10 protein-coding genes are annotated in these 13414 nt (G+C 71.9%); 8 read left to right on the forward strand and 2 right to left on the reverse strand.

Going from position 1 to position 13414, the window contains the following annotated elements:
* Positions 1–23 precede the first annotated feature (23 nt).
* Positions 24–836 carry a DUF3097 domain-containing protein gene (locus DLJ59_RS26285; RefSeq protein WP_124775520.1) on the forward strand — a complete coding sequence of 271 codons (813 nt, stop codon included), beginning with the start codon at positions 24–26 and terminating at the stop codon, positions 834–836.
* A gap of 25 nt (positions 837–861) precedes the next feature.
* Here the strand turns inward: DLJ59_RS26285 and DLJ59_RS26290 are convergent, their stop codons facing one another.
* Positions 862–2163 (reverse strand): serine hydrolase domain-containing protein, encoded by a 1302-nt coding sequence (locus tag DLJ59_RS26290; protein WP_124775522.1) that lies wholly within the window; start codon positions 2161–2163, stop codon positions 862–864.
* A 131-nt stretch (positions 2164–2294) separates the two neighbouring features.
* Here DLJ59_RS26290 and DLJ59_RS26295 point away from each other — a divergent pair, with 131 nt between their 5' ends.
* The 4 genes from DLJ59_RS26295 (at position 2295) to DLJ59_RS26310 (ending at position 7194) form a co-directional block, all read left to right on the forward strand.
* Positions 2295–2768 carry an NfeD family protein gene (locus DLJ59_RS26295; RefSeq protein ID WP_124775524.1) on the forward strand — a complete coding sequence of 158 codons (474 nt, stop codon included), beginning with the start codon at positions 2295–2297 and terminating at the stop codon, positions 2766–2768.
* Between the two features lie 4 nt (positions 2769–2772).
* Positions 2773–3879: an SPFH domain-containing protein gene (locus DLJ59_RS26300; protein WP_124775526.1), complete on the forward strand. Its 1107-nt coding sequence runs from the start codon at positions 2773–2775 to the stop codon at positions 3877–3879.
* 152 nt (positions 3880–4031) lie between these two features.
* Positions 4032–4799: a hypothetical protein gene (locus tag DLJ59_RS26305; RefSeq protein ID WP_124775528.1), complete on the forward strand. Its 768-nt coding sequence runs from the start codon at positions 4032–4034 to the stop codon at positions 4797–4799.
* Between the two features lie 193 nt (positions 4800–4992).
* Positions 4993–7194: a transglycosylase domain-containing protein gene (locus DLJ59_RS26310; RefSeq protein WP_244236241.1), complete on the forward strand. Its 2202-nt coding sequence runs from the start codon at positions 4993–4995 to the stop codon at positions 7192–7194.
* Between the two features lie 17 nt (positions 7195–7211).
* On the opposite strand, the gene DLJ59_RS26315 is transcribed toward DLJ59_RS26310, so the two are convergent.
* Positions 7212–9059: a thiamine pyrophosphate-requiring protein gene (locus tag DLJ59_RS26315; protein ID WP_124775532.1), complete on the reverse strand. Its 1848-nt coding sequence runs from the start codon at positions 9057–9059 to the stop codon at positions 7212–7214.
* 26 nt (positions 9060–9085) lie between these two features.
* Here DLJ59_RS26315 and DLJ59_RS26320 point away from each other — a divergent pair, with 26 nt between their 5' ends.
* From DLJ59_RS26320 to DLJ59_RS26330, 3 genes are all read left to right on the forward strand, one after another.
* Complete coding sequence (locus DLJ59_RS26320) at positions 9086–10000, forward strand: TrmH family RNA methyltransferase (RefSeq protein WP_425271461.1); 915 nt, start codon at positions 9086–9088, stop codon at positions 9998–10000.
* Between the two features lie 47 nt (positions 10001–10047).
* Positions 10048–11499 carry an argininosuccinate synthase gene (gene argG / locus DLJ59_RS26325; RefSeq protein WP_124775536.1) on the forward strand — a complete coding sequence of 484 codons (1452 nt, stop codon included), beginning with the start codon at positions 10048–10050 and terminating at the stop codon, positions 11497–11499.
* 56 nt (positions 11500–11555) lie between these two features.
* The coding region (locus DLJ59_RS26330; protein WP_482805360.1) for a PucR family transcriptional regulator at positions 11556–13414 on the forward strand (1859 nt) is incomplete at its 3' end.

The following is a 13414-nucleotide window of genomic DNA, read 5'->3' on the forward strand; positions in this document are numbered from 1 at the left end:
GTGGGGGAGTTAGCGTGATCGACATGGCGGGGCGATACGGCGAGGACGTGTTGGCGGGAGACTGGCGTCGGCGGAAGGTCACCCCCGAGGTGGACGCCGAACCGGATCTCGTGGTGGAAGATGCCGACTCCGGGTTCTGCGGAGCGGTGGTCGGCTTCGAGGCCGGTGCTGTGGTGCTGGAGGACCGGCACGGTAAGCGCCGCAACTTCCCGCTGCTACCGGCGGCGTTCCTCCTCGACGGCCAGCCGGTGACGCTACGCCGCCCCACCCGCGCGCCGGTGCCGGCGGCCCGTCGGCGAACCGCGTCCGGTTCGGTGGCGGTGGACAACGTCCGCGCCCAGGTGGCCAAGGCCAGCCGGATCTGGGTGGAGGGCATCCACGACGCCGCCCTGGTCGAACGGATCTGGGGTGACGACCTGCGCATCGAGGGCGTCGTCGTGGAACCGCTGGACGGCATCGACGCCCTCGACGCCGACGTACGCGACTTCGGCCCCGGCCCGACCCGACGGCTCGGCGTCCTCGTCGACCACCTCGTGCCGGGCAGCAAGGAGAGCCGGATCGTGGCCCGGGTGAACTCGCCGTACGTGCTGGTGACCGGGCACCCCTATGTGGACGTGTGGCAGGCGGTCAAGCCGGCGGCGTTGGGCATCGCGGCGTGGCCGGTGGTGCCGCCGGGGCGGCCGTGGAAGGAGGGGGTCTGCGCGGCCCTCGGGGTGGCCGAGCCGGCCGACATGTGGCGGCACATCCTGTCCCGGGTGAACAGCTTCGCCGACGTGGAAACGCCCCTGATCAACGCCATGGAGCGCCTCATCGACTTCGTCACCGAAACCCCCTGACCGCCCGGTCGTTCCGGCGGGCGGCTCAGGGGGCCTCGTCGGGGCTGCGCGTGAGGACGAACGTGGCGATGTCGACCGCCACCGCCCGTCCACTGTCGTCGCGCTGCACCGACAGGATCTCGCCGTTCTCCGGGCCGGAGCGTCCCCGCCAGCGGTCCGGCCCCTCGGCGGTGAACCGGCTCACCCGCTCACCGCGTACGTGGGCCACCAGGTCACCCGCGTCCCAGCTCAGGTCCAGCGGGGTGCCCATCCACCACCAGCGGCCGGTCAGCTCGGCCACCTCGGCCGCGGGCTCGGCGGTGACCGGCTGCCACGGCTGCGGGCGCGGCGGTTCGGCGTCCAGCACGGTGGTCAGCAGCCGGCGGGAGAGCCTGGTGATCGGGAAGCCGTACGAGTTGGCGAAGCCGACCACGGCGGTACGGGTGGGCCGGTGCACCGTGAGGGCGGCCACGTACCCGGGCATCGAACCGCCGTGCCCGACGTACACCCGCTCGCCGTCGCGGTAGAGCTCCAGGCCCAGGCCGTGCCCACCGGTCCAGGAGTCGGGATCGCTGATCACCACCGGCGCGCACATCTCGGTGAGCGTCCCGGCGGCCAGCACCGACGGGTCGGGGTCGGCGAGGAAGGCGGCCCAGCGGCCCAGGTCCTCGATCGTCGACCAGAGCTGCCCGGCGGGGGCCATCGCGCCGGTGTCGGTACGGGGTTCCTCGCGCAGCGTGTCGTGCCAGGGGTGCACCACGTAGCCGCGGGCGTACGGCGCGGTGGCCGCGTAGGTGGTGCGGCGCATTCCCAGTGGGCCGAACACCCGTTCGTCGAGCAGGTCGGCCCAGGGCATTCCGGTGAGCCGTTCGAGCAGACCACCGAGGAGCCCGTACGCCAGGTTGGAGTAGTGGTAGGCGGTGTGCGGCGGGTAGGCGATCTTGTCGGCGTTCAGGCCGTCGAGCAGCCTGGCCAGGTCGGCGCCCGCGGACCGCTCCCACCAGTCGCCCTCGGGTTCGCGTTGCAGACCGCTGGCGTGCCCGAGCAGTTGGCGCAGGGTGAGCGAGCCCGCCGCGGTGCCCGGCAGGTGCCGTTCCAGCGGGTCGTCGAGGGCCAGCCGGCCGGCGTCACGCAGCTGCATGATCAGGGTGGCGGTCATCGTCTTGCTGATCGAGCCCAACCGGTACTGCAGGTCGGCGTCCGGGCGGGGGTGCTCGCCGGCGGCGGCCAGGTGGACCAGCGAGCCGTCGCGGACCACGCCCAGCACCAGTGACGGGGTGTGACCGTCGATCTGCGCCTGAGCGACCTGGGTGTCGATCTGTCGGGCAGTCGCGGGCAGCAGGGTCAAGGCAATCTCTCCTCGATCGGTGGCTCGGACCGGACCTTAGCCGGGGTTGTTTCGGGCGGCCAGTCCGTTTCGGGGAGCCTACTGATCATCAGAGGTGGGCCGCGCGTGCATTGGCGTGTCACGATCGGGGGGTGGACGCCGTGGTGTGGATCGTTTTGGGTGTGCTGCTGGCCGTCGCCGAGATTTTCACGACGACGCTATTTCTGATCATGTTCGGGGCCGGTGCGTTCGCCGCCGCCGGTGCGGCAGCCCTGGGTGCGCCGGTCGCCGTGCAGGCGCTGGTCTTCGCGGTGGTGTCGGCGTTGAGCCTGGTGGTGGTCCGACCGGTCATCCGGCGGCACACCCGCTCCGCGTTGGAGAGCGGCGAGCAGCCGTTCGGCGTGGAGGCGATCGAGGGCTCCACGGCGCTGGTGCTGGAGCGGGTGGACGCCGAGCACGGCCTGGTCAAGATCGACGGTGAGTTGTGGACCGCCCGGCCGTACGACACGACGCAGACTTTCGAGCCCGGTCAACGGGTTCGGGTGATAAAGGTCCGGGGCGCGACGGCCCTGGTCTGGCAGGACGATGTTTCTTCCGCCGGCGAGCTGCCGGAAGCGAGAGGGTGAACGGATGACGGTCATAGGTGTGCTGATCATCGCGGTGGCGTTGATCGCCGTGATAACGCTGGCCAAGGCGGTGCGGATCGTGCCGCAGCAGCGCCAGGATGTGGTGGAACGGCTCGGCAAGTACAAGCGCACCCTCAGCCCCGGCCTCAACCTGCTGGTGCCGTTCATCGACGCGGTGCGTACCAAGGTCGACATGCGGGAGCAGGTGGTCAGCTTCCCGCCGCAGCCGGTGATCACCTCGGACAACCTGGTGGTCTCGATCGACACGGTTCTCTACTTCAAAGTGGTCGACTCGGTCCGGGCGACCTACGAGATCTCCAGCTTCCTCCAGGCCATCGAGCAGTTGACCGTCACCACGTTGCGTAACGTGATCGGTTCGCTCGACCTGGAGCGGGCGCTGACCAGCCGGGACGAGATCAACAGGCACCTCTCGGGCGTGCTGGACGAGACCACCGGCCGCTGGGGCATCAAGGTGACCCGGGTCGAGATCAAGGCCATCGAGCCGCCGGCCAGCATCCGCGACTCGATGGAGAAGCAGATGCGCGCCGAGCGGGACCGCCGCGCGGCGATCCTGACCGCCGAGGGTCACAAGCAGTCGGTGATCCTCACCGCCGAGGGTGACAAGCAGTCGGCGGTGCTGCGGGCCGACGGTGACCGGCAGGCCCGGATCCTGCAGGCCGAGGGTCAGGCGAAGGCGATCCGGACGGTCTTCGACGCGATCCACCAGGCCAACCCGAGCCAGAAGGTGCTCGCCTACCAGTACCTGCAGGCTCTGCCGCAGATCGCCCAGGGCAGCGCCAACAAGGTCTGGATCGTGCCGGCCGAGCTGACCAAGGCCCTGGAGGGGATGGGTGGCGCGCTCGGTGGGCTGAGCCAGATGGTGGGGGATCTGCCCGCACCGGAGGCCGCGGACCAGGCGAGCCAGGTCGAGCGCGAGGCCGCGGAGGCGGCGCAGGCCGCGGCGGACGCCGCTCAGCAGATCCACGACGAGGTACGCGTCGCCGAGGCGCAGGCCACCGGCAGCAAGGGGCCGAAGGGGCTGCCCGCGCCGGAGCCGGTGTCGCCGACCAGCCTCGTCGAGGACCCGGCCGACCAGCGCGAGCGCGGCTGATCCCGTACGCCGGCCGCCCGGTCGGCTAAATACGAGAAAGACTCATGGGGCGCTCCGACGCCTGCCACGATCGGTCCTAGGACGGGTGGTGACCAGGCAATCGGGGCGCCCCGGCGCGTCGGTGCACCGCTCGACGACGAGCGAGGTGACGCATGAAGGATCCGGCGAATCGGATGTGGTCCTCGGCCCCGGTGCCCGGCGCGCACGACCCGGTCGCCCCGCTGGGTTCCCGGCGCAGCGGTGGCGGGTTCGGCGTGTTGCCCTTCGTCGGCGAGCCGAGCCCGGGTGCCCCCGCCACGAACGCCAGTTGGGCCTGGTCGGTCCGTCGGTTCGCCCGGGCGGCGGTCTGGCTGCTGCCCGCGTACGCCATCCTCTACGGCGCGGTGGCGATGGCCAGCGACGGAGGGGTGGGCAACGACCCCTATCCGGCCGACGGCCGGGCGGTGTACCTGATCGGTTGGGTGGCCGCGGTCTGGCTCGGCCTGCTCGCGCTGCTGGCCCTCACCGGGCTGCTGGCCGCGACCCGCAGCCGCCGGGTGGCCGCCGCCGGGCTGCTGGTCAGCATCGCCGGCACCGTGCTCATGCTGCCGTTCGCCGGGCTCGAGGAGCAGACGCCGGTCTTCGGCACCACCGCGCGGTCGCTGGTCCTGCTCGGCGCGACGTTCTACAGCGCGGGTTGGTTCCTCACCGGGTGGGCGGTGGCCCGCTCGGGCACCTTCAGCCTCGGCGACGGCGTCATGCTGATCATCGCCGCGCCGCTGCTCGGCCTCGGCGGTGCCCTGATCGGCTCGTTGCAGACGTTCGGCGCGATCTTCGTACTGATCGCCGGCATCGGCATCGGGTACCGCTCCGGCCGCCTGATGCCCCGCGAAACCGCCAGAGACGCCGCCACCGCCAGCCTCTCCACCCCAAATCCCTAACGTCCCGCACTGTCCCCCCGGCCCGTGCCGGTGATCATGAAGTTATTGCGCTCGGCCTCGGCGTGGCGTGGCGATAACTTCATGATCAACGCGGGGTGGCGGGTGTGGATTGGCGGGTGGCGGGCCGTGAAGTTGCTGACAATGCGGCCGTGGGGCTGGTCGGTTGGCGTTCTTTGTGGCAATCCTGGGTTGCATGGCCGCCCCCCGCTCGCCGCTGTCGCGGCTGTTCACCGTGCTGCTCGCCGGCGTGTTGGCCGGGCTCGTCCTGGCCGTCGCCGCACTCCCGGGCAACCTGCTGCTCGGGCTCACCGCCCGCTCCGCACTCGGGTCGTACGCCGCATTGCCGGCCTCCCTGAAGACCCCGGCCACGCCGCAGCGTTCGTACCTCTACGCCAACGACGGCAAGACGCTGATCACCACGTTCTACGACGTGAACCGCACCGACGTCCCGTTGTCCGAGATCGCCCCGGTGATGCGGCAGGCGATCGTGGCCGCCGAGGACCGGCGCTTCTACGACCACGGTGGCGCGGACCTGCGCGGCCTGGCCCGGGCACTGGTGGCCAATGTCAAGGGCGGCGGCACCGAGCAGGGCGGCTCGACGCTGACCATGCAGTACGTCCGTAACGTGCTGAAGACCGACCCCACCCGCACCGCCGAGGAGCGCGCCGCCGCGACCGACCCCACCGTCGGTCGCAAGATCCAGGAGATCCGGTACGCGAGCGCACTGGACAAGAGCCTCGGCAAGGACGAGATCCTCGACCGCTACCTGAACATCGCCTACTTCGGCGCCGGCGCCTACGGGATCGCCGCGGCCAGTCAGCGGTACTTCGGCAAACCTCCGGCGCAACTGACCCTCGCCGAGTCGGCCCTGCTGGCCGGTCTGGTGCAGTCCCCGGACGCGTACAGCCCGATCGGCGGCGACAAGGACCAGGCGCTGGCCCGCCGGTCGTACGTGCTGGACTCGATGGTCGCCACCAACGCGATCACCGCCGCGCAGGCCGCCAAGGCCAAGGCCGAGCCGCTGGCCCTGCACCCCACCGCCCAGCCCAACGGCTGCACCGCCGTCTCCCAGGGCCACGACGACTGGGGCTACTTCTGCGACTACCTGCGCCGGTGGTGGCTGACCCAGCCGGCGTTCGGAGCCACCGTCGCGGAGCGCGAGCAGGCGCTGCGCTCCGGCGGATACACAGTGGTCACCTCGCTGGACCCGAAGATCCAGGCCACCGCGCAGCAGCAGGCCGCCAAGGTCTACGGGTACGACAACAAGCGCGCCCTGCCGATCGCGGCGGTCCAGCCGGGCACCGGGCGGGTGCTGGCGATGGCGGTCAACCGGCACTACAGCCTCGCCGACAACCCGAACGGGAAGGCGAACTACCCGAACACCGTCAACCCGTTGATCTCCGGCGGTGCCAGCGTCGACGGCTACCAGGCGGGCTCGACGTTCAAACTGTTCACCATGCTCGCCGCGCTGGAGTCGGGCCGTACCCTCTCCACCGGTTTCGACGCGCCCGCCAAGCTGCCCACCCGGTACGCCGCCGAAGGGCCGGGCAGTTGTGACGGCCACTGGTGCCCGGTGAACGCCAACCCGGACTGGATGGACGGGTACCGGATGATGTGGGACGGCTTCGGCCGGTCGGTGAACACCTACTTCGTCTGGTTGGCCGAGCAGGTCGGCCAGGACAAGGTGGTCGAGATGGCGCAGCGGCTCGGCATCACCTTCCGCGCCGACTCGGACGCCACCTTCGCCAAGGACAACGCCGAGAACTGGGGTTCGTTCACCCTCGGCGTGGCGGCCACCACGCCCCTGGATCTGGCCAACGCGTACGCGACGGTGGCCGCCGAGGGCACCTACTGCACACCGGTGCCGGTGGTCTCGGTGACCGGCGCGGACGGTGCGAAGGTGCCGGTCGGGCAGCCCTCCTGCAAGCGGGTGCTCGACGCCGACGTCGCCCGCGCCGCGACCGACGCGGCGCGCTGCCCGGTGGGTCAGCAGTCGGCGTTCGGGCAGTGCAACGGCGGCACCGCCACCGGTGTGAACGACATCCTCGACGGCCGACCGGTCGCGGGTAAGACGGGCAGCTCGGAGCAGAACTCCACCGAGACGTTCGTCGGCTTCACCCCGCAGGTCGCGGTGGCCGGCATCGCCGCCAACCCGGACGACCCGGCCGACTCGGTGGGCTCGGCGGTGCAGACCAAGGTGATCGACGCGGTCGCCCGGGTCATCGCCACCGCGGTGAAGGGCCAGCCGGAGAAGGCGTTCGTCGCACCGAGCCACGAGCTGGCCGGTGACCCGCACCGCCCGGTGGAGCGCCCAACGGTGCCGAACCGGCAGCAGGACCCCACCACCGACGACCCCCGCTCACCCCTGCAGCGCTGGCTCGACCGCCGAGGCTGACCCCGCCCCGGGTGGGGTCAGCGTTCCCGGCGGCGGGGGCGGTAGCTGGCCACCGTGGCGGGGAGGCCGCGGCGGATGATTCCGGCCCAGTCGGTGTCGCCGCGCAGCACCGCCGCGGCGGTCTTGCGAGCCTGCTCGGCGGTGAAGTGCGGTGGCAGCATCAGCTCGGCCGGGTCGACCAGGGCGTTGATCACCACCGGTCGGTCGGCGGTGAGCGCCCGGTCCCAGACGTCCCGCACCTGCTCCGGCGAGTCGATCAACTCGCCGCGCAGCCCGAGCACCTCCGCCCACTGGTGGTAGGCGATGTCCGGCAACTGCTGACTGTCCGGGAACATCGGCGTCCCCTCGGTGGAGCGCTGTTCCCAGCTGACGAACGCCAGATCCCGGTTGTTGAGCACCAGCACCACGAAGCGCGGGTCGGCCCAGCCGCGCCAGTACTTCGCCACGGTGATCAGCTCGTTGACGCCGTTCATCTGCATGGCACCGTCGCCGATCAACGCGACCAGCGGCCGGTCCGGGTGGGCGAACTTGGCGCTCAGCGCGTACGGCATGGCCCCGCCCATGGACAGCAGCGTGCCGGAGAGGCTGGCCAGCATCCCGGGGCGCACCTGGATGTGCCGGGCGTACCAGGCGGTGGTGGTGCCGCAGTCGACCGCGAGCAGCACGTCGTCGGGCAGCCGCTCGTTCAGGGTGTGGAAGAGCAACTGCGGGTTCACCGGGTCGGCGTTCTGCTCGGCCAGGTCGCGTTGCACCTGGCGCCACGCCGAGGTGGTCTCGGTGACCTCCGCCCGCCAGGCGGTCGGCCCGGGGCCGGGGCCCAGCTCGTTGAGCAACGCCCGCAGAGTGGGGCGGGCGTCGCCGGTCAGGTTCACCTCGGTCGGGTACCGCAGCCCGAGCTGCGTGCCGTCCAGGTCGATCTGCACCGCGCGGGCCTGCCCTGGCGGCGGGTAGAACTCCGAGTACGGCATGTTGCTGCCCACGATCAGCAGCCGGTCGCAGCCGCTCATCAGCTGCCAGCTGGGTCGGGTGCCGAGCAGCCCGATCGCGCCGGTCACCCACGGCTCGCGGTGGTCGACGGCGGTGAAGCCGAGCAGCGCGGTGGCCACGCCGGCCCCGAGCCGATCGGCGATCTCGCGGACCTCGTCGCGCGCGCCGAGGGCACCCTGGCCGACCAGCATGGCCACCCGCTGCCCGCCGCGCAGCACCTCGGCCGCCCGGCGCACGTCCGCCTCCGGTGGCACCGTCGGCGTGCTGCTCGGCGCGTTGCTGGTCTGGTAGTAGCCGTGCGCGTGCGGCGGGTTCGGGACGGCCGGCTCGTCCTGGATGTCCAGGGGCAGGACCAGGGCGGTGACGGTACGCCGGGCCAACGCCGTCCGGCAGGCCCGGTCGACGAGGTGTCGGACCTGCGCCGGATTGTCGAGCTGGGCCAGGAACGCCGCGGCCACGTCCTTGTAGAGGGCGAGCAGGTCCACCTCCTGGTAGTAGCCGCCGCCCTCGGCGGTGGTCGCGGTGTGCCCGACCAGGGCGACCACCGGCTGGTGGTCGAGTTTGGCGTCGTACAGGCCGTTGAGCAGGTGGATCGCGCCCGGTCCGCTGGTCACCAGCGCGCAGCCCAGCGGGCCGCCGCCGTACTTGACGTGCGCGGAGGCGGCGAAGCCGGCGGTCTCCTCGTGGCGGACCTGGATGAACTGGGCCCGCCCGTTGGTGCGTTGCAGCGCGGAGGTCATGCCGTTGATGCCGTCGCCGGGATAGCCGAAGTAGCGGTGTACGCCCCAGCTGAACAGCCGCGACACGATGTGGTCCGCGACGGTCGGTCGCCGGGGCAGCGCGCCCGCTTCGCCCGGTGCCGTGTGGTCTGCGCTCACCTGGCTGGTCCTTCCCGTCGAGTCCGATGCTCCGCCGGTCATTCCCCTTCTTCTTCGGGCAAAACGCCCCGTCGAACGGGTGTCGAAGCGCGATACCCGGCGTCCGGCAGAATCGTCCGGTGCCCGTACACCAGATCACCGACCCTGACGACGACCGGATCGCCGACTACCGGGCGCTCACCGACGTCGAGCTGCGCACCCGCTGGGAGCCACCGCACGGCCTGTTCATCGCCGAGGGGGAGCTGGTGCTGCGCCGGGCGCTACGCGCGGGCTACCCGGCCCGGTCGTACCTGGTCGACGCCAAGCGGGTCGACCAACTCGCCGACCTGGACACCGGCGACGCGCCGGTGTACGCCGCGACACAGGACGTGCTGCAACGGGCCACCGGCTTCCACGTACACCGGGGGGTGCTGGCGTCGTTCCACCGCCGGCCACTGCCGACGGCCGCCGAGGTGCTCGCCGCCGCGCGCCGGGTCGTGCTGCTGGAGGACGTGAACAACCACACCAACCTCGGGGCGGTCTTCCGGGGGGCCGCCGCGCTCGGCATCGACGCGGTGCTGCTCTCGCCGTCCTGCGCCGACCCGCTGTACCGGCGCAGCGTCCGGGTCAGCATGGGTGAGGTCTTCGCGATGCCGTACGCGAAGCTCGACCGCTGGCCCGGGGGCCTGGACCAGGTACGGGAGGCCGGCTTCACGGTGCTCGCCATGACGCCCGCGCCGGACGCCGTGCCGATCCAGCGGTTGACCCCGGCGCAGCGCGAGCGGGCGGCGCTGCTGCTCGGAGCCGAGGGGCCCGGCCTCACCGCGGCGGCCCAGGCCGCCAGCGACGTGCGGGTGGTCGTTCCGATGCGGCGTGGCGTCGACTCGTTGAACGTCGCGGCCGCGGCGGCGGTGGCGTTCTGGGAGCTGGGCCGCGACGATCCGCCGTTCGGCGGCGAGTAGACAGCTTCAGCTTGCATGGCCATGCGTTCTATTGCATAATTTTCCCCGTGTCCAAGGTTCTCACCTCCCTGCCCACCGGCGAACGTGTCGGCATCGCCTTCTCCGGCGGCCTCGACACCTCGGTCGCGGTCGCGTGGATGCGCGACAAGGGCGCCATCCCCTGCGCCTACACCGCCGACATCGGCCAGTACGACGAGCCCGACATCGCGTCGGTGCCCGGTCGTGCGCTCAGCTACGGCGCCGAACTCGGCCGCCTGGTCGACTGCCGCGCCGCCCTGGTCGAGGAGGGCCTGGCCGCGCTGACCTGCGGCGCCTTCCACATCCGCACCGGCGGCCGGGCCTACTTCAACACCACCCCGCTGGGCCGCGCCGTCACCGGCACCCTGCTGGTGCGGGCGATGGTCGCCGACGACGTCCAGATCTGGGGCGACGGCTCGACCTTCAAGGGCAACGACATCGAGCGGTTCTACCGGTACGGCCTGCTGGCCAACCCGATGCTGCGCATCTACAAGCCGTGGCTCGACACCGCCTTCGTCACCGAGTTGGGTGGGCGTAAGGAGATGTCGGAGTGGCTGCTCGAACGCGGCCTGCCCTACCGGGACAGCACCGAGAAGGCGTACTCCACCGACGCCAACATCTGGGGCGCCACGCACGAGGCGAAGACCCTGGAGCACCTCGACACCGGCATCGAGACGGTCAACCCGATCATGGGCGTCCGCTTCTGGGACCCGTCGGTGGAGATCCCGACCGAGGACGTCACCGTCGGCTTCGACCAGGGCCGCCCGGTCACCATCAACGGCAAGGAGTTCGGCAGCGCCGTCGACCTGGTGCTGGAGGCCAACGCCATCGGCGGCCGGCACGGCCTCGGCATGTCGGACCAGATCGAGAACCGGATCATCGAGGCCAAGAGCCGGGGCATCTACGAGGCGCCCGGCATGGCGCTGCTGCACTACGCGTACGAGCGGCTGGTCAACGCCATCCACAACGAGGACACCCTGGCGAACTACCACAACGAGGGTCGCCGCCTCGGTCGGCTGATGTACGAGGGTCGCTGGCTGGACCCGCAGGCCCTGATGCTGCGCGAGTCGTTGCAGCGGTGGGTCGGCACGGCGATCACCGGCGAGGTGACGTTGCGGCTACGTCGGGGCGAGGACTACTCGATCCTGGACACCACCGGACCGTCGTTCAGCTACCACCCGGACAAGCTGTCGATGGAGCGTACCGAGGACTCGGCGTTCGGCCCGTCGGACCGGATCGGCCAGCTCACCATGCGCAACCTGGACATCGCCGACTCGCGATCGAAGCTGGAGCAGTACGCCTCCCTCGGTCTGGTCGGCGGCGGCAACCCGCAGCGCATGATCGGCGCTGCGCAGGCCGCCTCGACCGGGCTGATCGGCGCGATGCCCGAGGGTGGGGCGGAAGCCATCGCCTCCCGGGGCGTCGCCTCGGCGGAGGACGAGGCACTCGACCGCGCCGCGATGGAGTTCGGCGTCGACTGAGCCCCGCCGCCGGCGGCAAGTCGAGTTCCGGCGTCACGGACGGTAGCGTGTCGGCCGTGTTCCCTACCGTCCGTGAGGTCCTTGCCCTGGACCCGGTCCGCCACGGCGCGCCGCGCGTGGTCGCCGGGGACGACGGGCTGGACCGGCCCGTCCGCTGGGTGCACGTCGCCGAGGTGCCGGACATCGCCACCCTGCTCGGCGGCGGCGAGCTGGTGCTCACCACCGGCATCGGACTGCCCGCCGACGACGCCGGGTTGCGCGCGTTCATCGGCGACCTCGCCGACGTCGGGGTCTCCGGGCTCGTCGTCGAGCTGGGCCGCCGGTACGTCAGCGGGGTGCCCCGGGTGATGGCCGCAGCCGCCGAGCGGCGCGGGCTGCCCCTGGTGGAGCTGCGCCGGGCCACCCCGTTCGTCCGGATCACCGAGGCGGTGCACGCGCTGATCGTCGACGCGCAGCTCACCGAGCTGCGCGCCACCGAGGAAATCCACCAACGGTTCAACGACCTCTCCGTCGAGGGCGCCGACGCCGCCGAGGTGATCCGACAGGCCGCCGAGTTGTCCGGTTGCCCGGTCGTACTGGAGAACCTGTCCCGGCAGGTGCTCGGGTACGACCCGGCGGGCGAGAGCGCCGAACTGCTGCTCGACGGCTGGGAGCAGCACTCCCGGCGGATCCGTCCGGCCGGGCGGACCGCGTACGACCCGGACAGCGGCTGGCTGGTGACCACCGTCGGCGCCCGTGGGCAGGACTGGGGTCGGCTGCTGCTGCGCTGGCCGGCCAGCGGGGACGTGCCCAGCGCCCAGGCCGTCGAACCGACAGTCGGCCCGCCCACCCGGCTCACCATTCTGATCGAGCGCGCCGCGTCCACCCTCGCGTTGGGCCGGCTGATCCGCCGCGACGCCGAGGGCCTGGAACGGCAGATCCACCGCACCCTGCTCACCGCGCTGCTCGACCACTCCCGCCCGGTGGACGAGGTGGGGCTGCGGGCCAAGGCGCTCGGCGTGCTGCTCGACCGGCGACACCTGGTCGGCGTGATGGTCCGGCACCGCGCCGACGACCCCGCCGGGGAGGTCGGCCCCGAGGCCGCCCAGGCCCGGCTCCGGGATCTCGCCGAGGCGGTCGGCCAGGCCCTGCGAGAGGCGAAGCTGACCGCGCTGACCAGCGCCGTCGACGACAACTCGGTGGGCGCGCTGCTGGCCCTACCGGACCCGGCCGCCGAGGACCGCGCGCTGTCCGCGTTCGCCAGCGCCCTTCGTCGGGTACGCCTCGACGCCGGCACCGGACGGCCGGGAACCGGTGTCGAACCGGCTCGGGCCGCTTCGGGCACTGACGGGTCCCGCACCGCGTCCGATGCTTCCCGCGCGGCGGCCGGTGCCGATCCGTCCCGCGCGGGGTTCGGGGTCGATCAGTCCCGGATGGGCTTCGGAGGTGAGGCCGCTCGGGCGGGCGTTGAGGGTGGCCGGGGCGCCGGCCCGGGTGGCGTGATCGTGGCCGCCGGGTCCGGGGTGAGCACCCTGCGGGAGGCCCGGCGGTCGCTGGTCGAGGCGCGGCAGATCGCTGAGGCGGCCCGGCGGGACCGGCGTGACCTGCCGATCTTCCGGCTGCCGCACGTCGGTCTGGCCGGGCTGCTGCATCTGTTGCGCGACGAGCCGCGCCTACAGACGTTCGTGGAGCGCGAACTCGGGGCGCTGCTGGAGTACGACGCCCGGCATCCCCGGGAACGGCTGCTCGACACCCTGCGCGCCTACCTGGAGCAGGGGCGCAACAAATCCGCCGGCGCGGCTGCCGCGCACCTGTCCCGACCGGCCTTCTACGAACGCCTGGCCCGCATCGCCCGCATCCTCGACGTCGACCTGGATTCGGTGGAGGCCAGCCTGTCCCTCCACGTAGCCCTACTGGCCCTAGAAGCAGTCCGAAC

The organism is Micromonospora inaquosa (assembly GCF_003857055.1).
Classification (GTDB): Bacteria; Actinomycetota; Actinomycetes; order Mycobacteriales; family Micromonosporaceae; genus Micromonospora; species Micromonospora inaquosa.